Source organism: Psychrobacter sp. H8-1 (assembly GCF_904846575.1).
In the GTDB taxonomy this organism is placed as follows: domain Bacteria; phylum Pseudomonadota; class Gammaproteobacteria; order Pseudomonadales; family Moraxellaceae; genus Psychrobacter; species Psychrobacter fulvigenes.
Window position 1 is genome coordinate 3,174,351 of sequence record NZ_CAJHBG010000001.1, and the last position, 21,832, is coordinate 3,196,182.

A 21,832-nucleotide genomic window follows, 5' to 3' on the forward strand; every position below is an offset into this window, starting at 1 on the left:
TGATAAAACCAAATATAAATGATAATATCTAGAGTCCTCTAGAAAAGAGAATAAGGACTCAATATGAAGCTAACATTCAAGGATAATCATTTCGAAAAAGATAGCCTTTATAGATTAGAAGCAGTTAGAAAAATTCGCAAAAGCGATATATTCAAGTTCCTTACAGTTAATTTTATACAATTACAAGATGGTCGTCAGTTAAGTGAACTTAAGAAGTTGTCTGAGAAAAAAGATTATGACACTTACTTTAATTCTATGGGCTATGACCTTTTCTCGAGATCAATTATTTTAGATATGGAAATTGAGTATCTATATATCTTATCATCAGGTTCTATCTGGAAGGCTACCAGTTCAAGAACGATCAAGAAGGTTTTTGAACCTAAAAAAGCAGAAACTATTGAGTTAGGTAGTGAAAGAGAAGACACTAGCTACAAAGAAATGATGAATGAGTTAGGTGAGTCTGCAAATTTTAAATTTCTTAAGAACAACCATAGTTTATCTTTACTATGTATACCTAACTCTACTTTTAGAGGCGAACCTGTCACAGTCTTAATTCCACATTCTGAAATCGTCAGACATTATTTTGCAGCTTCTAAATATTTTATTCGTCGTTTATTCAGTGAAGACTTAATTGCTGAATTAGCGACACTGGTTGGAAGTGTAGAAGATAATAAGGATTTATGTTCAATAAAGCTAAATAGTAGGCATTTTCTTGATAGTGATGTTCCATTCTTAGCAAGAGCTTTACTGGACGATGATGCTATGAGTGCAATGCGAGAAGTTCATAGTCACGCTTATAGGTATTTAAAAAAGTCAAAGGTCGGCGGTTACTATGACAATGTTACTGAGCTACCTTTGACAACGAACCTACCTTTTTCTGATGGAACAACGCTTGAAGTCATAGGTCACTATGTAAGCAAAAAAGACAGTATTGACAAATATTTTCTAATCCGAAAAATACAGACCTGTCACCATTCTTGGCCATTTAATGAGTTAGAGATTATTAGTGCTGAGACTTTCCCAGATCGTGATAGGGAAGAATATGAGGTCAGAATACCAAAAGAACAAAGTTCAGTTGAGCAAGAAGACATAGAGTTGATGGTTGATAGTGTTTCTAGTGCAGAAGAGACTGAATTAAGAGTTGACGTGGATCAGGAAGGACGCTTCCCTTTTCTTCATGAGTTACCAGTAGAGAAGAAACGAGAGAAAGGAAATAACGAAGAGTTGATCTATAACGCTGTCGGTATTAAACAACTAGAACAGCTTCAAGAAATTTATAATACAAATCAAGGAGCTTTAGGGGAAGAAAACTATAGACAAAATAATATAATTAATCCTGTTCAGCTCGAGCTTAACAGAGAGGCAACTGAAATTAAGTCGTTCACTGACATTTCTAAAACATTCTATGAAATTGAGCTAGAACGGGACGACTGGCGAATTGAAGCATTGCCTACAAATAGAATAAACTGTGCTGAACCCTATGGTGAATTCTCTTTTAAAGGAACCAAATGGTCTATGATCTCTTCTAGGAACAGAAAAGGATTATTATTGGAAATAGAAGTCATAGATGACATAGAAGCTTTTGCAGATGAAGTAGATAACTTTACTGTATATTGCTTGGATATTGAACCCAAGGATGACAGAACATATGGTTTATACCTATTCGCTAGACCTAAGTATGCATTAAGTATAAGTGAGACTGAATTAGAAAAAATTATCGACAAAATAAGTAAGAACAGAGGTAAAGGTATCGGAAAAATTTTGAAATCCAAATTCGAAGTTGTCAAGAGATTGAATCATACTAGCGTAAACGAATCCATCAAAGATAGGATCGTTAATAAAATATATGGCATGACTAACAGCTTCCAATAATTTATAATAAATTTACAATTGTCCATGAGTATGAATAATGAGTAACTACATCGCTGTATTTTTCATATTCCCTATGCTAATGATCCCGATAGCAACACTATGGCTTTGTTTCAAACCTAAATGGTTGCAGTCTACCAATTGCTTGCCAAGCAATCGAATGTTGTTAATCCTATATGCTGTCGTAGCTTGGATTGTAAGCATCTTGATAATAATTATGCTATACGATTGGGATCATCAAACGACAATTCCTGAACAATTAGTAGCGGGTTTAGGTTGTTTAGTATTTGGTTTTGGATTCATATTATTGTTCAGAAAACAGTTAATTACGGAGAAGTGAATTATGAGAAAAATTATCAGTTATCTAGTATCTATTGCTGTATTAATTGCAGCCTCTCCTGCATATGCAGGTGGCGTAGTATGCGCCGATTTTGGTAGCCAAGCTGAAGCTCAAGCTTATTTCGATGCGAAAAAAGCAGGATACAAACGCTTGGATCGTGACAAAGATGGTATAGCTTGCGAAGCGCTTCGGTAGATGACAATGCGGAAAATTGACGAAAAATTTTCAATAGCGGTAATGGTATTTACTGTCGCCGCTTTAGTCGGATACTATGTACTTGGTCTCATAGCAAGAAGACATATCTCTAACGTGAACAGTAGCATTGGGGCTATCGAGCAAGCGCCTGTAATAGTTATAAATATAATACAAGGTTACTGGTGGTTTGGGTACTTAATACTACTAGGCATGTTAACTCTAAGATGGTTTATCAAACGAGCTATGAGCTGATGAGTAAACAGGAGCTAAAAAACCTTCAAAATCAGCTATCAGACAAAATGAATAGAGAAGGGATAACAGTAGATTTTTATAATCATCATGAAACACTGAAACCCACACTTGATGAAATTCAGCGAGCATGTGCAGAGCGTCAAAACACAGCTAATGAGAAAGATTATGAATGGATGAAGTGGTTAATTGCGATTGCTGCTGGAGTATTCTCAGTCATAGTGTCTCAAATTACAAGAATGCCATCAGTGCTCGATAGTCAATCGTTGATCACACAAGGTAATCAACTAACTCTGTTTAAAATAGCTATTATTACTAATGCGTTAGGTATAATTTTTGGAGCTATTTACTTATATATTGATATTAGAAGTGAAAGAGACCTAGTTGATAAATTGAGTATTCAACGATTACACCTCCTTTTAAAGGGAACCAACAGATACGAGAACGTTATACCCTCAGACAAATTTCGTTTGTTCTTTTACTGCAAAAGAATCAGTCTTATTTGTTTTTTAGCATGTATTGGGGCTTGGATTGCATTCATTTGGATAATATAGTTTATCGTAAGACCATACATATTTGATCACTACACTTAATATGAAATTAGAGTGAAGACAAGTTAGGAAGTCTAAAATGGATTCGAAAGTTGTAATTGATCATCTATGGAAGTATTTCGAAATTCATTCACAGCAAAGAATGATGCTCTTTAATTTCTACATCGTGATATGCGGTGTCATAAGCTCTGTTATAGGTTATAGTATTCAATCAACCAAAGACCTTATATCTTTAGAAATTACCCTCTGTATATTACTAATCTTATTTAGCTTTTTGTTCTATAAATTAGATCAACGTACTTCTTTCCTAATCAAACGAAGCGAAAAAGCTTTGGCTGATTTCGAGAATCAATTTAATACTACTAGTATAAATCTGTTCATTAATGATAGTGACGATTTAACAAGTAGAAATACTAATAGAAAGTTAAATAAAATCTTTACTTACGGACAAATATTTAGAGGTGTTTTTGTCGTAATTAGTTTACTAAGTATAATATTGGTAGGTTATCTACTGGTTCAAAGAGTATAAAAATGTCTATAGATTATCAGCTCAGAAAGCTTAAAAAGAGGGTTAGAGGAGTAATTGCAAATAACAATAACACTCCTTCTTTTTCAGGAAAAAACTCATATACGTTCTCTAGAGGTTTTAAGCTACAACGCTCAGTTAATATCGAACTCTCTATAATAGATATTTTGGAAGAAGCTAGAGCCACGCTAGATAGTAATACTTATCTAGATTTTGTAGTATGGACAAAAAAATCTATAGGTTACCAATTGCGTCGGTATCCACGACCTTATGGGGTATTTAAGCAAGACGAAAAAAGACTTGAAGATGGAAAGCTCTTAAATATAGGTCTATCGATTAAGATGATAGATGCTAATAGGAAAACAATTGAAGAGTTCATTACTATAAAGAAAGAAATATATAAGTGTCTACTAGAGAATAACATAGATGCATTATTACAGCATTTAGATCTTATGGATGAAAAATGTAGTGAGAGTCTTTGGTCTATATCGCTTAGATTAACAATCTATCAGTTATATTTCGGTCTAGAAAAACAAAAAAAATATTTAAGTGAAATAAGAAGTCGATCTAGTTCTGGATTGCAACCCTTTATTATACATAGATTGAGTACAAAAAATGAACAAGGAACAGATGTCAATAGGTTCAGAGCCTCTTTGGATAAACATTTCAATGATAATAGCAATCTAATAGATTCCAGTTTAAGAAGCTATTTATCTTATAAACTAAATTCAGAGACTATAAGCGAAAAGCATAATTTGAATGAAATATTATACTATGAGATGAAATTCAACATTGTCGATCAGTTTGAAACCATAAGCACTACACTTAGAAGAAACCTTATATCGAGATCGCTACCATTTTCACACTTCTTAACAGAGAAAGAAATTAACATTGTTGAAGAACTAGTACTTAAAGACTACGATAAGAATATTCTACCTCATATCTTCAATAAAGCTTTTAACCAAGAACAAGGTGCTAATAAAGATGAAATGAACATTCTGAGCCAAGTTAGTGAGCTCCTACAAGATTTATTACTATTTAACAAGAACTATGAACTGAGTTTAAATACTCTTAGTCAATTATGTGAACTTCTATCAAAGAACGATAGTTTTTACTATCTAAAGAGTTTAGTACTATTTTTTGAAGCTTTTGATAATAGTTATATTACTCCTATAAAAAATTATCAGAATTCTCAAGGTGATAAACAGTTCACTTATTATATTCATAGTTCTGATAAAGTTATAAACCTCTATAGTCGACTATTTAACTTAAATAGTTCTACGTTACTAAGTCAAGATCAAAAGACTATAGATGATAAGTTTCATAATTTATTTAACTTGTTAAAGCTTAAATATGATTTTACGAAAGAAATAACTTCTAGCAAAGTAGATTTTCTGAGTAAATTTATCCTTGATGATGAGTTTGAAGATAGGTTAATCACGTTCATACTTGATGATCCTTTTGATATAGCAAATAACTTTTCTAATTTAGGTATCAACTTAATACCTGTTCTAATTGTACTTCATAAGTACAATACAATTTTATTTTCAGATGATCTTCAAAGCGAAATATCATATATTCTTAATACGCAGCTTGAGTTATTAGAGATTAAAGCGCCTTCTGAAATTGATGCTTCATCCATCGAATCTAGTAAAGAACAGCTTATTTATTTCTTTTCTCAAATATGTGTATACAATATATTAGACAATTGTGATAGTTTCGAGAGCTCTAAAGATTTGAGTGAAGAACGTAGAAGGATATTAAGTAATCTTATCAAAATAGATCCTGAAAACTCGGAAGACTATCATCAAGAAATACTTAAGATTACTTCAGAGTTAAAAGTCAAGTCAGGTATTGAGTTTTTAGATGGTAGTCGTATTCATGTAGATGAAGAAGCACTTAAAAACTTAATTATTGATGAGTATCAAAGTAGTTTTATAAGGTATAAAAACCTTGTAGAAGCTGGAATTGGTGTTTCAGAAGATTTTGATGAGGTAATCGATGCTTTTTTAGAGAGTAAAGATAACACCAAGTTTCAAAGTTTATTAACTACACCTAATAATGAAGCTGATAACCTGCTACTTGAAATCATCGATGATATGAAGAACTTGTTTCTACATCATCCAAAGTTTGGTTTGGATGGCTTTTTAAGTTTAAGAATAAGACATAACTCAATTGTTGGATTCGTAAGAGCTGCCCCCGAAAAATGTCATTTAGTAACGAATCAACCATCTAAAGGCGAAGATTATAAATTAAACGAATTCTGGATGTCGAAGACACCTGAAAAGTATCATAGCGATATAAATAGAGTATTGAGACAGTTTACAGATGACTTCGATACCTATTTAGAGGATATAAAAAGTAAGTATATTCAGATTGAAAGTAGTAAATACCCTGAAGGTCTTCTAAAGTTAAAAATTGAAAAAGCAACTCTCGTTTTCTTTCGTCTTGCGATACAAAATTGTAATTTAGAAGAGTTTGTAGTATTGACTTTGAACTTATTTTGGGAGCTTCTAGATCCATCTCTAGAAAGTATTAGAAAGAAGTTTCAAAATGAGTTCTCTGTTAAAGTCTCTGAGATTCATAATAGATTATCTAGTAATCTTGATAGTATTTTCAGAGTAACGGATAAAGAATACTATGAAACCATGAATCATTTAGTTATTGAATCTAACAGAATGTCTTCTGTAAATTTACAAAAGGCATCTGATTGGTTCTTTAAACATAGACTGACATCTAGACCTTTCTTTAAGATAGAAGAATGGTTGGATATCGCTATTGAAGCAGCTAAAGCAAGACATTCTTCTACTCAAATAGTATGTAATGTTGTTGTAGAAAACGATATGGAAGTCTTAATTACAAATCTACTTCCTTTAGCAGATATTATCCAAATAATTGTTGGTAATATTAATGATCATGTACACATGCCTGTAGTATCTTTAGATATTGAAGTTAAATTAGATCATCATAACAAGTTAATTAAATATAGCTTTAGGAACAAAGTAATATATGGGATGGAAGCTAAAAATAAGGAACTACTTAGTGAAATTAGAGAAAATATAGAACACCACAAATATCTTGACAAGATAGCATCTGAGGGTAATTCAGGTCTATATAAAATTGCAGCAATGGTTTTAGTCAATGATACTGATGGAGCTATAAATTTTGGCTATGAGGATGATTACTTTATACTAGATTTACAGCAGCGATTTAATCCTAACAGTGGGTATACGGTATGAGAATTCTAGTTGTTGAAGATGAATTATCAAAAAAGGAAAATATCGTAAGTTTAGTTGAAGAGAACTTTCCAAAATCAATTCTGTTAGAAGCTTATTCAGTAAAATCAGCCAAAATTCTACTAAAAAGTAAAGAGGATTTTGATTGTATTATTCTTGATATGTCATTACCAACTTTTGATATTGGTAGGAATGAGTTTGGTGGTAGGCCTCAAGGCTTTGGAGGTAAGGAGGTCATTCGCCAGCTTTTTAGGGATAATAGATGTATACCAATTGTTGTAGTCACTGCTTACGATTTCTTTAGCAATTTGGAAGGGTCTGATGAAAGTATGTCGGGTATGTCATTAGATGAGCTAAAAAAACAATTAAATAACTATTCCTCGAAGTTGACAATTAGTGTTATCAAATATAGTGGTTTAATAGATGACTGGAAAGAAAAGTTAATAGAGTTTTTACAGGAAATAGATGAAGATATTAATAGTCGATGATAGTGGTGAAAAAACCCGATCAATCTGCAGCACCATTCGGAAGAATTATGATGAGAGTGAGTTAACGATTGATAGCGTACTGACAATAGTAGAGGCGAAAAAGAAGCTAAAAGATAAAGAGGTATTATACGATCTAATGATATTAGATCTAAACCTGCCATTGAATTTTGATTCCACTCCAGATTTAGATACAACGTTAAAATTTGTTAAAGAAATCAATAGCCAAGATAACCTCTATAATTTACCTAGAGTAAGTATTGGACTTACTGCTTATGATGAATTAGAGATTGTGGCTAGGCAACAGTTTCAAAGATGTGCATGGACTATTATAAAATATAGCGATACCGAAGACTCTTGGAAGCAGACCTTGTTAGATATTTTGTCTTATACAGAATCTCTTAATCCTGTCAATACTGTCGATGTATGTATAGTGACAGCTCTATACGATCCAGAAGCCACCACTGTTATGAAGTATATTGACTGGGAATGGAGCCAGCAAACTCCTCTAGGAAGTAGGCTATTTGGGTACAAAGGTTGCTTTACTGATAAAGAAGGTCACAAAAGACATGCTATTTTATGTGCTGTTTCAGAAAAGGGAATGGTACATACTTCTGTTACTACAACTAAACTAATTCAGCTTTTCAGTCCCAAGCTTATAGTGATGACTGGCATTTGTGCAGGTATAAAAGACCAGAGCAAATACGGAGATATAGTGATTGCTCAATCAGCATGGAACTATAATGAAGGAAAAACAGAAAAGATTGGCGGAACTGTACGTTTTCATCCTTCTCCTTTACACTCAAATATTAGAAGGGTTTTAAGTGATAACTTACAAGCTTTTATAAACAATTGTAAGGATAGTATAAATCAAATCAATACTGAATTCGATGATAAAAGTATTGTTAATACTGCTATTGCAATTAATAAAGGAGGCATAGCTACTGGAAGCGCGGTGCTGAATGACGGGCAGACTATCCTAGAAACATATCAAAAAAATAAGAGACTAAAAGGCATAGACATGGAAGTCTCAGCTTTCTATGTTTCTTGCGAAGCAGCTGATTACAATAACTTAGACTTCTTCGCTGTAAAATCAATATCTGATTTTGGTGATGGTGAAAAAAATGACTATTACCAAGAATATGCTTCTTTTACAAGTGCCAAATTTGTCGAAAAATATATTAAAGAGAACCATAGTTTTGACTAAATTCTATTTTCATTATTTAGGTCTTAGTCTACATAGAAAATTCTTATGTTTTAATGTACATTGTGTCTATTTCAATTTAATAACAAATCCAAGGTCTTTTGAAGCCAAAAGGGATAGGTTAGATGCGGAGAATATATAAATCGTTTAGTAATCCCCAACTTCTTGCATATTCTGATGAAGCTTTATAGGCCAGTCTCTTGTTATATAGTATGAGAATATAACACCAGCTTTTCTTATGTTAATAGATAGGTGTTCAGGTTCTGAGTGACGTGATACTTCCATCCTCTCTCTAATACAGTCATCATCTAAATCATATTTGTTAAAAATATATTTGAATAACTCTATCCCATTTTTACTACATAGAATAAATGACATGATCCGTTTTAGACCATCATAGTATAAGTGTGAGTAGTTAAAATCTAGGTTACCTATACTACCATGCCCTTCAACTAGCAATTTAAAGTGTTCCTTATTAGCTTCAAGTTCATAATAGCTAGGCTTTATTCGTGGGGATTCCCTTAAATCAAAAGAGCATTGATTGCACCCTAAGTAATCTAATGGTTCGAAATGTTTATTGTTAGTCTTATTATAGCGAAATAAGTCTATTGGTGAATTGCAGTTAGGGCAGCTATCTAATAAGCATATATCATGAATGTGGCAACTCGTGAGAAATCCTAAACGCCAACAAGCTCTAAAGTAAGGTACTTTGTCTGAAGCAATGCAAGCTGGACAGTATTGTAAGCTGTTCTTTTTCCCTCTTTGGTGAACACCAATCTGTAATAACCATTTCACCTGTTTAGACTCATTTAAATGAGGGTAAAAGTGTTCGCATTTCGAAGACAATAAGTGTTTGAGTAAGTCCTCTTCTCTTATTTCAACGGTATTCAAAAGTGACTGAATACTTCTCCGAGAAAGCTGAACATCAATATCTGACTTCCAAATATCAGTATTTTGAAAAATAATAGTGGATAGCTGTGATGGCTTCATATTGAGATATAGGGCGTTACGAACCAACCAAGACCTTATAAGCTCATTCTTGTATATTGGAAGCAATTGCAACTGATAGGATAGCTCTAGACCTTGATATTTTGTCTTCATCTTAGTTGGTTTAGTAAGTTACGTCTGCTTGAAGGTGGCAGTAGCTTTAATGATTCAAATGTCTCTTGATTAATACAAGGTTGGTCATTCTTGATAGAAAATATAGCTAACTGCCTTAACACTTGGAATGCTTCACCAATCAGACCTTCACTCAAATAATGGATTTGATCAAGGTATGGCTTTTTATAGAGGTAAGAAGCTTCTGGTAGTACTAGGCTTTGTTCGATGGATGCAATGAGTCGAGCAAAGTTTTTCTTATCGTCAGATGTGTTTATTTTCCAGCGTTGCAGTACTTCTACTTGAAATCGATTAGCCAATTGAGTATCTACTTGTATGGCATGAAAAGCATCTTCGATACCAGCGCCAACAATAGGAATTTGAAGCGTATTGCTCAGATCTTTTATAGCGTTAAGAAAGTTTCTTTGAGCGTTATATGAGCCTGCAATGACGTGCTGAATTTCATCAATAATTAGCATTCTTGTTTTTCGCTTCTTTAGCACTCTAATAACTCTTTCTCTTTTAACGCTAGCACTCTCATTTTTTACATATGGAGTGCAAAGCTCTTGTAGTAGACGAATATAGAAGCTATTTTCATCAGGCTTTGAAGGTGCTGAAACCATGACAACAGGTTCTAGTATCAATGCTGTATCTTCATCAATATCAACTTGATAGCGCTTCATAAAATGCTTCAATATTTTGGTCTTGCCGTTGTTAGAATCACCGATAATCAACAGATTAGGCATTCTATCTGTTTTTGGATAACACATTAGGTCTTCTAGGGATTCAAGTATTTCTTTAGCCCTTGGGTAGCCAATCCATCTATCTGTATTAGCGTAGAGGATTTTCTGATTGTTTGGTGCATCTATTAAGCTGCGAGCTTTCTCAGATAAGTGTTCCATTTTTTATTCCTCTACGTCTTCAAATGGTTTGATGTCGAAATCCATGTCATCGGATTCAATAAAGTACGTATCTTCAACATTTTTATTCGTTTCAGCCATCTGTGGAATAGACTCTCTTACTCTGACAGATTCCTTCTGCTTTAATCGCCTCGCTTTCTTAGTTTCCTTTGATGCATTTTCAACTATTCTTGCCATTTTAATTCTAGCTTCAAAGATATCATCTTCATTAGCTTGCTTTAATGAATCAGAATCTGCCAGTTTTCTCTTGATTTCTCTTAACTCCCATAAAGATATAGCTGGTCTACTAGAATTTCTGTAGGGTACAGTGATATAAGCATTCATATCAGGATCATAGAAGAATACTGAACTCAAATCTCTTGGATCGTATTTAACGATGAATTTTTTTGAGTTCTTACGTGTTTTGTCAGGTTGGCGTATCCATTTTCTTAAAAGGTCGTGATAATAAAGTATGCCAAAAAGCTGTATGCCATACTTCTGCACACTTCGTTCTTCATGAGGTAAGAAATCAATTTTGAGTTGCAACTCATTCTCTATTTTGGGGGGTAAACCTCTTCCTAAGGTGGTTTCGTTACCTAATATTCCTTCTTTGTATTTCTCGAAGGGTGTTATTCCAAGCTCAGAGTGAACAGTATGATGATAAACATTCACTACAAGTTCAGTGAACCAAGTCTCTAACTCAAATAGCGTCAATACTGCTTTCTTCTCGGAATCGTATTCACCTTTATCTACGATATTGGATTTTGTGGTTCCTGGGAGGGTATGTATACCAGTATCATTGAAGGTTTTGAACAGCCTTTCAATGTGACCACCATATCTTGGCGTTCCTACTGGTCTTTTAGTTAGATTGATGTGGTATTTCTCGCAAGCTCTTTTTAAAGCCTTAGCATGAAACTCTTTACCGTTATCAGTATGGATAGTATCTATAAGACCATATACAGGCCACTGAGCGTCTATCTTGTGATCAGCTAGCCATTTCTTCTTATCCAAGACAGAATGAGTAATACAACAGCCTGTGAGCAAGGTATTTGGCTTTTCTAACGAAATATAGAATCCAGTTACCATCCTGCTGAAAACATCAATCGCTAGTGTAATTGTCGGTCTGCCTATAGCAAGACGGTTAACGTCGTCAACAATCATGACATCAAGAGGGGTATGATCAATCTGTACGATTTCCAACGGCTTTATAACTTCTGGAAATTTACCCATGATAGGTCGATAAGACTCTTTACCGTTCTTGCCAAGTCTTGTAGATCCTATTTCAGCCGCTGTAAGCTGAGATATTCTGTATCTTAGAGTATTAATATGTGGAGTAACTAATGAAGTACCGTTCAGTTTATTGTACTGATAAATTTGAATCTCCAAGTTTCTGAAAACGTCTGAAACCTTTAATTTATCTGTTGATAGGTACTGTGTTATACACGACTGAATAATCTTCTCAACTTCAGGCTCGAATCGCCCTTTATCCACACGCTTTTTTCTTAATAAGCTTGTAGGATCACCATTGCTTGCTTTGTACTTCTGCAATTGCCTATACAAAGTGGGTTCAGATATCTCTAGTTTTTCAGCAGCTTGTTTGATCTCATCACGTCTATCCTCATAGTCTGATTGAAGGATATTATTAAAAAGTCCAGCTTTATTATGTATTTCAATCCATTCATCGTCTGGAATATTCATCAATTCGATAGATGGTATTATATCTAAGCTATCTTCATCAGTAGGGCTTGAAGACAGTTCAGAAATATGAAATTTATCAGTTTTACCAGTAAAGCTACTACGAACACAGACGTGTTCCATATCTAAAATAGCTGTTATTCTATAGCGAGAGTTACCGTTGAACACTTCTTCGCCTATATTTAACTTGACTGCTTTCATTTGACTACATCCATATAGGTGATTTCATTGTTAAAGGACGAGTTAAATCAGCCTTTATTATCTGATTAGACAAGGCATACCATAAAGTATTTAAGAATTCAGCACGAGTCTCTAAGTTACTAGAACAAACCCTGATAACGTCTTCAGGATTTGTTTCATCAAACCTTGAAACGACTTTCTTGATCATTTCAAGTTGATAGTTCTCGAAACTTCTATGCCTATAAGGGAGTAGGAATGTGGCGTTCTTTAGAAGCGGTGTTCTGATCTCTTTTTCTGACCAAACCTTAAACCGTGTATTCTCTTCAGTGGATAATTCTTTGATAGCTGCTTTAAATTTAGGTTTTAGAACACTCCAATCTTTTTTGATATCTTCTCGATACTTAACCTCAATATAAAGCTTCCTTCCATTGTCATACTGAATGAAGATATCAGGAGTATACTTCCTATCCTTTTTGTCATGAAAATATTCAAAGCTTCTTGGTTGAGATAGATATCTTATTATAGATGTATTAAATTCAATCAGTATAAGAGCATCACGTTCTAAGCTTGATTCGAACCCTGAGTACAATCCATCGTTACTACCGTGAATGAATCCTGTCAGAGTTCTATGATTTCGAGGGATAGTTCTTGCTGGAGAATTATCGTTTAATATTGTAGATTCGGTCACTGTCATGAGATTATCAACTATTTTTGTAGTATTTGACTATAGAACTCCTCGATATTATCAGCTAAATTTGTAGTTGTCAGTCGCTGTCGTCCTGAGCAAATAAAACGCTATCAAGACAAATTATCAGGACCGCTATTAGATCGAATCGACCTACACATTACGGTACCAGCGCTCCCTATTGCAGATTTGCAAAATAGTCAGGCTGGCGAGACATCTCAGCAAGTACGCACTCGGGTGGCAGAGGCACATAAGCGACAAATGTTACGGCAAAAAAAGGTCAACAATGAGCTCAATCCGAGCGAACTTGATCAGTTTATTAAGCTAGGAGAGGGCGAGCAGCAGTTATTACAGATGGCGCAGCAGCGCTTGAATTTATCTGCGCGTGGCTATCATCGAGTATTACGAGTCGCGCGGACGATTGCCGATCTTGCCGATAGTATTAATATTACCAGCGCTCATGTGTCTGAAGCACTTAGCTATCGCAGCAAATAATACTATTCATACCTCCGCTATACCGTAATAATACCGATCGTATTAGACACTTGGATCTACACCTGGCGGATTGGCATGCCTTAGCTTTTCTACATCTTCAGCCGTGACTGTCTCTTTATAATCATTGAGCTCATTCATCACATATTCAGTAACAGCCGCCATCTGCTCGTCATTCATCATGGTATGGAATGATGGCATACCACGGAAGCCGTTGATCAAGATATTGATGGTGTAGTACTTAGATTCCATCTTACTGTTGTTGGCTAGGGGCGGATAGTACCCTGCTCCAAATGCACCTTCACCCTCATGCATATGACAGCCGGCGCATGAGTCATGGTATAGTTTTTTGCCGTCGGTCGTGACAAAGGCATTGGTGCCTTCGAACTTGGCTTCCCATTCTGCAATACTTGGATCGTTTTCCATACTTGGGAGTGAGCTGTCGTCAACGATATTGACTTTGGGTGCTTTGAGCTCTTCACGGGTCATATAGACACCGCCCCAAGCACCCGTATTACGGCTCTCTTGATAGTCAACCGCTTGCGCTGTCTCTTGCTCTTGTTTGCTTGCCACTGTCTCGATGTCACCTGCACGTTGGCTACAACCTGATAATGCAGCACTGCAGCCTAGGCTTAGCAACATGATAGCAAATGCGTTGGATTTCATGCTTTCCATGATTGTATTGTCCATGATTGCCTCTGAATTTTATCGTTATAAGTTGAACCACATTATTAGCTAAACCACAGTGTTATAAGCTGCGATTGCGTTAACTGATAAAAGTTAACCAAGCATTTTAGCTTTTTTATGTAGGCGATTGGCTGTGTCTAAACCAGACAAAATAGCGCCTTCTAACCAAGCAGGGATGTGTGAGCAGTGTTCGCCTGTCAGCACGATACGGTTGTCGATACTGCAGAGTGTATCGTAATGCTGCTTCCGACTGGAATCACTCCAAATGCCATAGCAGCCCAAGGTCCAAGGGATACGATGCCATACTACCGAAGTTCCCGAGCGGAACTCTTTTGGATACTGTGGGTGGATATATTTACCGTAAGCAAGCGCTACATTGATACGCTCTTGCGGAGTCAGCGTATTAAACTTATAAGAAGTGGCGCCGAAGCCGTAAGCACCTAGTAATACGCCTGTGCCATCTTTAAACATATTGCCTGATGGATAAGAGATCTGTCTGATAGGCATATCGGTATAAGTGACACCGCCATAGATCCATTCGTCCTCTTCCCAAAAACGACGGTTGAACTCTAGTCCTACTTTATAAGAAGTGTCATAAGGCACTGCCGCCATTGCCTGTTTCATAGGCTTTGAGACATTGATGTCAATCTGGGTCAATACCGTCAGTGGGATATTGCAGATACACCAGTCGGCACGTACGGTCTTAGTTGGGCCTTCTGGATTATTACTATCGACATAATCAACTGTGACCCCGCTATCATCTTGATGGATCTTAGTAACCTTGGCATTGAACTTAATCATATCAGCGCATTCACGCGTGAATGCCTCACCGATTTTTTCCATACCACCGACTGGCTGAAACATCGTAGGCTGATGACTGTAAGTAGTATGCTCACCGTAGATATCTGCCCACATACCTGAGCTCAAAATCTCACTCATCGGTAGGGTCTTTGAGGGTGTTTCATTTGGCATCAAACCACCACCTGGAAAGACACTAAAGCCGCGATGCTTAGTGGTTGCATGGCTAGATCTATAGCGATAGTCTTTATCGAGTACGCCCCAACCTCGTAAGCCTTCGAGCAGTTTTTCTTTATCCTCGCTATTGACTGAGCGATCTAGACCGCCTACGTTTACAGACTTTGATAACAGCTCTGATACGTGACCACGTATGTCGTTTTTGACATCGCCCAAACGCTGCGGTACACCACCAAAGTGGTCGGTACGATGCAAGTAAGCGCGGTCGTTGGTTTGGATAAAGGGTTGCAGCTCTACCCCAAACTTTTTGCAGTAGTGAAACACGGCATAATGATGGCTTGGCAAGCGCCATGGCCCACCATTTAGATAGTTACCTTCTTCAAAGTCGCAAGTGACCTCTTCGCCGCCAAGCTCAGTATATTTTTCACCACCATTTAGAGACCAACAGCGGCCGCCGCCGCGATTTTGATACTCAAGAACTTTGACATCGTAGCCTGCTTTGCGCAGCTCATAGGCGGCAGTCAGGCCACCAAGACCTGCACCGAGGATCACAATACTTGCTCCTGGAGGTGCGCCTTCAAGCTCCATAGATTCTTCAAAAATAGATTCCGAGGCAAACCCCAGTGTGGTCATTGCCTGATACATTGCAGTTGCGCCCGCTGTTTTACCGATCATCGAGAGCAATTGGCGCCGTGTGGGTGATTGAAGCATGTCTTTCATGATGGTGTCCTTTATAGTATGACGTTCGCGCATGTTGGTAAGTACTTACTTTTATTATAGGCTTAGCTTATAGAGTCGTTTTACAAGCCAAGCCTTAGTGCCTTACCTTTTTGCCCTTCATCCATGTCTTGTCATCAGCGTTTCGAACGCTTTTATATCGTTAATAGCCTTGCTGTTTGATTAAAAAACTCAAACTAGCGATGACGTCTAGAGCGTATGATTGCGCGTATAATAAATATAATGACGATAATGGCGACAAGGATGCCTAATATTGCTAGAAAACCTGCATATTTAATCAAAAATGGTCTTTGATCCTCGCCTGCTGCTATACGGTCGACATCGGCAGCTTTTACATTGCTGCTGGTCAGTCCTCCAAAGTTAACGCGTACATAGTTAGCGATACTGGCAATTTGCTCACTGTTTAGATCATCGGAAAACCCTGGCATGATAGGTGAGGTATTGGTACTGCCTTCCACACCGTGGACAATCATATTGACGAGTGCATCAGGCCTTTCACGGCGGATACTGCTGAGACCAACAATGGGTGAGTATTGAGCATCAGGTTGACCGTAGCCGTCAACACCATGACAGCTTGCGCAGGTAGCCAAATATAAAGCTTCAGGTGAGTTACTACCATTTGCTACCTCTGCTTTAGCCTCGGCCAGATAGTCTTTTTGAGCGACAAGATCATGAGTGATTGACTCATTAATCGGACTTGGTAGACGTGATGCATCGACTGCAGTGACCTTATCATCGGTCTGAATGGCAGGTACTGCTTTTAGGTAAGAGGCAATGGCTCCTAAGTCTTCATCTTTTAGGTAGCGGGTACTGTGTGCAACTGCTTCACCCATAGGGCCGCCAGCAAAGGCGCGTTGGTCAAGCTCACCTGTGCGTAGATAAGTGACAATATCTTGCTCACTCCAACTGCCGATACCACTGAGCGCATCTGGAGTGATATTTGGTGCATACCAATGGCCAAGCTGTGCACCCGCCAGATATTTGCTTTTATCGAAGCCCATGGTAGCGTTGCGCGGCGTGTGACAAGTGCCGCAATGCCCCAGATTATTGACTAAGTATTCACCGCGCTGCTGTACTTCTGTGAGCCCTTCACGGTTAGTGGAAGAAGGAATATTGAGCACGTTCCAGCCCAGCATGAGTGTACGAATGTTAAAGGGAAAGGGCAGGTCAGTCTTATAATCAGGTGCCTGATCATAGACAGGTACTGTCTGCAAGTAGGCAAATAGTGCACTAATATCTTCATCAGTCATCCCACTATAAGACGGATAAGGCATTGCAGGATAGAGCATGTGACTGGGCGCACGACCTTTTTGTAGTGCCTTCTTTAGATCGGCTTCGCTATAGTTGCCGATGCCGTAGCGTTTGGATGGGGTGATATTAGTGGCATAGATACCGCCCATTGGGGTTTCGATGGCAGTGCCGCCCGTATAGTCCTCACCGTGACATGCCATACAATCGGCTGCACGCGCGATATAAGCACCGCGGTTGGCCAAATCACTATTGGCTGGGCTAACGTTAGGTAAGCTGGTCGCTTGAGCCATCGCGGCGCTAGAGGTGATACCGATGGCAAGCATCGACAACATCACAGAAAGTGGCTTCATAATATCCTCATATAGCTGGCATATAGTGGCTGACAAAACTAAATATTAATAAAAGTGCAAAGTATCAACTAAACATGAAACAGTGGTTTTTATCAGGTCATACAGTCAGGTGATAATATTAAGAATGGCAGGGAGTATATTCTCCTGTGTACACCATCCTTAGCGTACAAAATGTGGGCATAATCATAATTTTATTACTGTGAGTATTGTTGATGCGCTCTAATTTTGTAAGATATCAATATACGTATGGTGCCTTATGTATTTGCTGAGTTATGTTATATGGTTATTGGCTGTTTTATTATTGCTCGATGAGCAGTTACTAAATGTTTAGCAGATGACTGAATTTATCGAGACAGTGAGAATTTCTAACGACCTATCTATAATAAATTCTGCATCCAAGTATCAAGCAACTTATGTTTACCTTTCCTAAGATAAAACTATTTCGCTACTATTGCTTAATTATTAACTTATTAGATGCATATATTTACAAAAGTTAAAACATCCTACAGAGAAGTTATAAAATAAAGAAAAGTTATTACATATAAAGATATAACCATTAAAAGTATCGTTAAAACCGATTTAATATCAATAATTTAGGGTTTTTGGTTGGTTTTTTTAAGTTTGAATCTAAGGGTTATATGGATAGTATTCAGTATTAAATGATTTCTGTTGACTTTATTTGAGAGTTTAAAGGTACACAAAACATACAAAGTTAAATGTCATCTGAAGTGCTGAATAGCTCAATTCATAAAATTTGAGACAATGCAATATTAAAACTGGAAATTAGTATTAGTAAGGCTGAGTTTCGGCGTACTCGTTATATTTGAGTGTTAAGTCTTAGAGTGTTTCCATAAAAAAGCCCCTCTAAAAGTTAGAAGGGCTTTTGGTATAAGGTGTTTAATACAAGCTTTAAAAAGAAACTACTGAAATTAAAACAGCCCAGTAATATTGCCGGCATCGTCTAAATCAATATGCTCCGCTGAAGGACGTTTGGGTAGGCCAGGCATTTTCATGATTGGGCCGCAAATCACCACGATAAACCCTGCACCAGATGAGATGCTGATATCGCGTACATGAATATCAAAGCCAGTAGGCCGGCCAAGTCGTTTGGCATCATCAGTGAGCGAATACTGGGTTTTGGCGATACAGATGGGCATCTTGTCGAGATTTAATTCTTCTAGGCGGCGTATTTTAGCCTTGGCCAAGCTACTGATATCGATATCATCGGCGCCATAGATTCGCTGTGCAATCGTGCGAATCTTATAAGCAATACTGTTGTCACTGTCATAAGCCAAACGAAATTGGTTGGGCTGATGGCTGCTATCATCAAGTAGCTTAATTAAAGCGTGTGCTAAGTCTTCACCGCCAGCGCCGCCTTTTTCCCATACTTGTGTCAGCGCGACTTCTACGCCTTTTTCTAGGCAGGCTTGTCGCACCAACTCAACCTCAGCGTCAGTATCACTGACAAACTGGTTAATGGCGACGACTACGGGTAGCCCATACACTTCTTGCATGTTTTTGATATGCTTCATCAGATTTGGCAGACCTTACTCAAGTGCTGGCAAGTTCTCAGTCGTTAGCTCGTCTTTAGCGACCCCACCATTGTATTTCAACGCTCTGATGGTGGCGACGATAACGGCCGCATCTGGCGTCAACTCTGATAAGCGACACTTAATATCACAAAACTTCTGCGCGCCAAGGTCGGCTCCAAAGCCCGCTTCTGTAAGGGTGTAATCTGCCAAATGCATGGCAACGCGGGTTGCAATAACGGAGTTGCAGCCATGGGCAATATTGGCAAATGGGCCGCCGTGGACAATGGCAGGCGTGCCCTCGATCGTCTGTACAAGGTTGGGTTTGATGGCTTCTTTCAACAGTACTGCCATTGCCCCATGAGCATTGAGGTCTTTGGCATAAATTGGCTGTTTGTCTTTGCTAAAGGCGACCAATATATTGCCCAAACGCTGTTTCAAATCATTCAAATCTGTCGCTAAGCAAAAGATAGCCATCACTTCAGAGGCGACGGTGATATCAAAGCCATCCTCACACATCACACCGTCTGTAGTTTTGCCAATGCCGCTGATAATGTTGCGCAGTTGCCGATCATTCATATCTACCGCACGACGCCAAAACACTTGCTTTGGATCGATATTTAGCTCGTTACCTTGATAAATATGATTGTCTAGCATCGCGGCTAGTAGGTTATTGGCCGCGCCGATGGCATGAAAGTCACCGGTAAAGTGCAGGTTGATATCCTCCATGGGCAGTACTTGCGCGTAACCGCCACCAGCGGCACCGCCTTTGACGCCAAATACTGGGCCGATGGACGGCTCGCGTATGGCAACCACCGTTTTTTCACCACTGTTTTGCTGCTGATGAATACGGTTTAGTGCATCCGCTAGGCCGATAGTGACCGTGGTTTTACCTTCGCCAGCGGGTGTCGGATTAATGGCAGTGACCAATATCAACTTGCTCTGCTTAGCCTTAGCTGGCATGTCAAACACATCGTCTGGATTTATTTTTGCCTTATAATGTCCGTAAGGTTCGATATGAGTAGCTGATAAACCAAGTTTTTTTGCAATGTCGTTGATGGGTTGTAGGGTAACGTTTTGGGCGATGGCTATGTCGCTAGGTACGGGCATATCAAGGTCTCGTCACAGGTTGGAGGTATGTAGATTAAAGGGTTAGCTGCTTAGTGTGTTAAGTGCTTTAAACACGCCAAAGATTAATCTTTCAAAAGATATTTGACCAATGTAGCAAAGTCATCAAACGCTGCGGTAGGGTTCAGGTCGCGAATGTCTTGCCCATAATTATAACCATAAGACAGTCCAAGCGTATCTATCTTAGCGTTTTGTCCCGCTAATATATCGTTTCTTGAATCACCAATCATGACCGCTTTGTCTTGCATAACACCAAGCTTATCGCAGACATGTAGCAATGGCGCGGGATCAGGCTTTTTTGTGGTCAAGCTGTCGCCGCCTAAGACCATATCAAACAAAGACGTCCAGCCGAAACTCTCTAGTATTTTGGGTACAAAGCGTATGGGTTTATTGGTGACTAGCGCCAAAGTGTAACCCGCTTCTTTTAACTGCCGCAAGCCACTATCGACATTTGGATAGGCAACAGTTTTGCTGTCACTAAGGTTTTTATAGGCATCAAAAAACACTTGCTCGGCATGCTCGGCTTCCTCGACCGTTAACTCATCCTCCAGTACTTCTATCTTGCCTACCAACGCGCGCTCGACCAACATCCTTGAGCCATTGCCCACCCAATTACGTATGGTGTCGAGAGAGTAGGTGTCTTTGCCAAGTGTGGTTAGCATTGCGTTAGTGGCATCAGCCAAATCTGGCACACTGTCTATTAAGGTGCCATCGAAATCAAAAATTAAAAGTTGCTTATCCATTATTCCTCGCTACCTAGAAGTATTGCATTCGTTTTTTAAGTTATTAGATTTAAAGTTTAGGTTTTAATTCTGTATTACCATAGCACAGCAAACTGTCAAAGCTAACTGTTACTAGTGTTTTTAATATCTACTATTCAACCTCTTTATAGCGCTCACGATGTTCCTTTTTCATCTTTAGATAGGTTTCATTTTCGCGGCACAGATCCCATTTTTGTTTAAAAATACGGGCAGATTCTGCTTTGATAGGATCTTCGGTTTGCCGTGGTAGCTCTTCGCGTCCATGCGCCCCGCTTTGACCTTTTTTATCATCAAGCACTGGTCCTTTATACTTTTTGCCGCCTTTATGATTGGCATAACGGCGGGCGCGGGTATAGCCCATTTGAATAAACTTGCGCGCCATATCAGCACCGACGAAGTCATCAGCAGCCAGATAATCTAAAAACATCTGATAAATAGTCTCGCTGCTTTTTGTCGCAATATCGGGAGTGGCAAAGCGCCAGTGCGGCAAGATCTCAGACTTATAAGGCTCCACTAATAACACTCCTTGCTCACCGCGACCGACACGGTATAGCTCAGGCTGTGCCCGCAAGTCTAGGTTTTTATAATCCAAATCATAATCAAACTCTCTCATCGCTTATCCCTATTAGTAATCATGTTTCTAGTATTCAGCTGTCTTATTTATCATTCTCATTGCTATCGAGTATACTGAGCGCAGCTGGCTAAAAAA

15 protein-coding genes and 2 pseudogenes are annotated in these 21,832 nt (G+C 38.0%); 7 read left to right on the forward strand and 10 right to left on the reverse strand.

Translation table 11 applies throughout. From position 1 onward, the window contains the following. Window positions 1-63 precede the first annotated feature (63 nt). From JMY01_RS13200 to JMY01_RS13225, 6 genes are all read left to right on the forward strand, one after another. Window positions 64-1,872, forward strand: a complete 1,809-nt coding sequence (locus JMY01_RS13200; protein ID WP_201576655.1) for a hypothetical protein — start codon at window positions 64-66, stop codon at window positions 1,870-1,872. A gap of 340 nt (window positions 1,873-2,212) precedes the next feature. After that, window positions 2,213-2,404 (forward strand): excalibur calcium-binding domain-containing protein, encoded by a 192-nt coding sequence (locus JMY01_RS13205; protein WP_201576657.1) that lies wholly within the window; start codon window positions 2,213-2,215, stop codon window positions 2,402-2,404. A 251-nt stretch (window positions 2,405-2,655) separates the two neighbouring features. Next, window positions 2,656-3,207 (forward strand): hypothetical protein, encoded by a 552-nt coding sequence (locus tag JMY01_RS13210; RefSeq protein ID WP_201576659.1) that lies wholly within the window; start codon window positions 2,656-2,658, stop codon window positions 3,205-3,207. 528 nt (window positions 3,208-3,735) lie between these two features. Continuing rightward, window positions 3,736-6,969 (forward strand): hypothetical protein, encoded by a 3,234-nt coding sequence (locus JMY01_RS13215; protein WP_201576662.1) that lies wholly within the window; start codon window positions 3,736-3,738, stop codon window positions 6,967-6,969. After that, window positions 6,966-7,454, forward strand: a complete 489-nt coding sequence (locus JMY01_RS13220) for a response regulator (RefSeq protein WP_201576667.1) — start codon at window positions 6,966-6,968, stop codon at window positions 7,452-7,454. The genes JMY01_RS13215 and JMY01_RS13220 overlap by 4 nt, the downstream gene beginning before the upstream one ends. Then, complete coding sequence (locus JMY01_RS13225; RefSeq protein WP_201576669.1) at window positions 7,432-8,658, forward strand: hypothetical protein; 1,227 nt, start codon at window positions 7,432-7,434, stop codon at window positions 8,656-8,658. The genes JMY01_RS13220 and JMY01_RS13225 overlap by 23 nt, the downstream gene beginning before the upstream one ends. A 144-nt stretch (window positions 8,659-8,802) precedes the next feature. Here JMY01_RS13225 and JMY01_RS13230 read toward each other — a convergent pair whose 3' ends face one another. Genes JMY01_RS13230 through JMY01_RS13245 form a run of 4 tightly spaced genes read right to left on the reverse strand, consistent with a single transcriptional unit; the run spans window position 8,803 to window position 13,221 of the window. Further along, entirely contained in the window at window positions 8,803-9,756 is a 954-nt protein-coding gene (locus tag JMY01_RS13230; RefSeq protein WP_227677924.1) for a TniQ family protein, read from the reverse strand. Beyond that, window positions 9,753-10,655 (reverse strand): TniB family NTP-binding protein, encoded by a 903-nt coding sequence (locus tag JMY01_RS13235; protein ID WP_201576673.1) that lies wholly within the window; start codon window positions 10,653-10,655, stop codon window positions 9,753-9,755. The genes JMY01_RS13230 and JMY01_RS13235 overlap by 4 nt, the downstream gene beginning before the upstream one ends. A 3-nt stretch (window positions 10,656-10,658) precedes the next feature. Further along, entirely contained in the window at window positions 10,659-12,548 is a 1,890-nt protein-coding gene (locus JMY01_RS13240; RefSeq protein ID WP_201576676.1) for a Mu transposase C-terminal domain-containing protein, read from the reverse strand. A 4-nt stretch (window positions 12,549-12,552) separates the two neighbouring features. Beyond that, window positions 12,553-13,221 (reverse strand): TnsA endonuclease N-terminal domain-containing protein, encoded by a 669-nt coding sequence (locus tag JMY01_RS13245; RefSeq protein WP_201576680.1) that lies wholly within the window; start codon window positions 13,219-13,221, stop codon window positions 12,553-12,555. A gap of 75 nt (window positions 13,222-13,296) precedes the next feature. On the opposite strand from JMY01_RS13245, the pseudogene JMY01_RS13250 reads away from it, so the two are divergent. Continuing rightward, window positions 13,297-13,707: pseudogene (locus JMY01_RS13250) on the forward strand (ATP-binding protein); the annotation flags it as partial. 42 nt (window positions 13,708-13,749) lie between these two features. On the opposite strand, the gene JMY01_RS13255 reads toward JMY01_RS13250, so the two are convergent. The 6 genes and pseudogenes from JMY01_RS13255 to JMY01_RS13280 all read right to left on the reverse strand — a co-directional run bounded on the left by JMY01_RS13255 (window position 13,750) and on the right by JMY01_RS13280 (window position 21,736). Further along, a complete protein-coding gene (locus JMY01_RS13255) occupies window positions 13,750-14,394 on the reverse strand; it encodes a cytochrome c (RefSeq protein WP_227677926.1) in 645 nt (214 codons plus the stop codon). 90 nt (window positions 14,395-14,484) lie between these two features. Then, a complete protein-coding gene (locus JMY01_RS13260) occupies window positions 14,485-16,086 on the reverse strand; it encodes a flavin monoamine oxidase family protein (RefSeq protein ID WP_201576681.1) in 1,602 nt (533 codons plus the stop codon). A gap of 194 nt (window positions 16,087-16,280) precedes the next feature. Next, the gene (locus JMY01_RS13265) at window positions 16,281-17,705 is read right to left on the reverse strand and encodes a cytochrome c (protein WP_201576682.1); all 1,425 of its coding nucleotides are present in this window, start codon (window positions 17,703-17,705) and stop codon (window positions 16,281-16,283) included. A 929-nt stretch (window positions 17,706-18,634) separates the two neighbouring features. Next, window positions 18,635-20,344: pseudogene (locus tag JMY01_RS13270) on the reverse strand (formate--tetrahydrofolate ligase). Between the two features lie 83 nt (window positions 20,345-20,427). Further along, window positions 20,428-21,105, reverse strand: a complete 678-nt coding sequence (locus JMY01_RS13275; protein WP_201576684.1) for a phosphoglycolate phosphatase — start codon at window positions 21,103-21,105, stop codon at window positions 20,428-20,430. 130 nt (window positions 21,106-21,235) lie between these two features. Beyond that, on the reverse strand, window positions 21,236-21,736 hold the full coding sequence (locus JMY01_RS13280) for a DUF4385 domain-containing protein (RefSeq protein WP_201576686.1): 501 nt from the start codon (window positions 21,734-21,736) through the stop codon (window positions 21,236-21,238). Window positions 21,737-21,832 lie beyond the last annotated feature (96 nt).

Bases quoted from the DNA above. Each gene is read 5' to 3' on its own strand.
- JMY01_RS13200 (WP_201576655.1), top strand. From the start codon at position 64: ATGAAGCTAACATTCAAGGATAATCATTTCGAAAAAGATAGCCTTTAT.
- JMY01_RS13205 (WP_201576657.1), top strand. From the start codon at position 2,213: ATGAGAAAAATTATCAGTTATCTAGTATCTATTGCTGTATTAATTGCA.
- JMY01_RS13210 (WP_201576659.1), top strand. From the start codon at position 2,656: ATGAGTAAACAGGAGCTAAAAAACCTTCAAAATCAGCTATCAGACAAA.
- JMY01_RS13215 (WP_201576662.1), top strand. From the start codon at position 3,736: ATGTCTATAGATTATCAGCTCAGAAAGCTTAAAAAGAGGGTTAGAGGA.
- JMY01_RS13220 (WP_201576667.1), top strand. From the start codon at position 6,966: ATGAGAATTCTAGTTGTTGAAGATGAATTATCAAAAAAGGAAAATATC.
- JMY01_RS13225 (WP_201576669.1), top strand. From the start codon at position 7,432: ATGAAGATATTAATAGTCGATGATAGTGGTGAAAAAACCCGATCAATC.
- JMY01_RS13230 (WP_227677924.1), bottom strand. From the start codon at position 9,756: ATGAAGACAAAATATCAAGGTCTAGAGCTATCCTATCAGTTGCAATTG.
- JMY01_RS13235 (WP_201576673.1), bottom strand. From the start codon at position 10,655: ATGGAACACTTATCTGAGAAAGCTCGCAGCTTAATAGATGCACCAAAC.
- JMY01_RS13240 (WP_201576676.1), bottom strand. From the start codon at position 12,548: ATGAAAGCAGTCAAGTTAAATATAGGCGAAGAAGTGTTCAACGGTAAC.
- JMY01_RS13245 (WP_201576680.1), bottom strand. From the start codon at position 13,221: ATGACAGTGACCGAATCTACAATATTAAACGATAATTCTCCAGCAAGA.
- JMY01_RS13255 (WP_227677926.1), bottom strand. From the start codon at position 14,394: ATGGACAATACAATCATGGAAAGCATGAAATCCAACGCATTTGCTATC.
- JMY01_RS13260 (WP_201576681.1), bottom strand. From the start codon at position 16,086: ATGAAAGACATGCTTCAATCACCCACACGGCGCCAATTGCTCTCGATG.
- JMY01_RS13265 (WP_201576682.1), bottom strand. From the start codon at position 17,705: ATGAAGCCACTTTCTGTGATGTTGTCGATGCTTGCCATCGGTATCACC.
- JMY01_RS13275 (WP_201576684.1), bottom strand. From the start codon at position 21,105: ATGGATAAGCAACTTTTAATTTTTGATTTCGATGGCACCTTAATAGAC.
- JMY01_RS13280 (WP_201576686.1), bottom strand. From the start codon at position 21,736: ATGAGAGAGTTTGATTATGATTTGGATTATAAAAACCTAGACTTGCGG.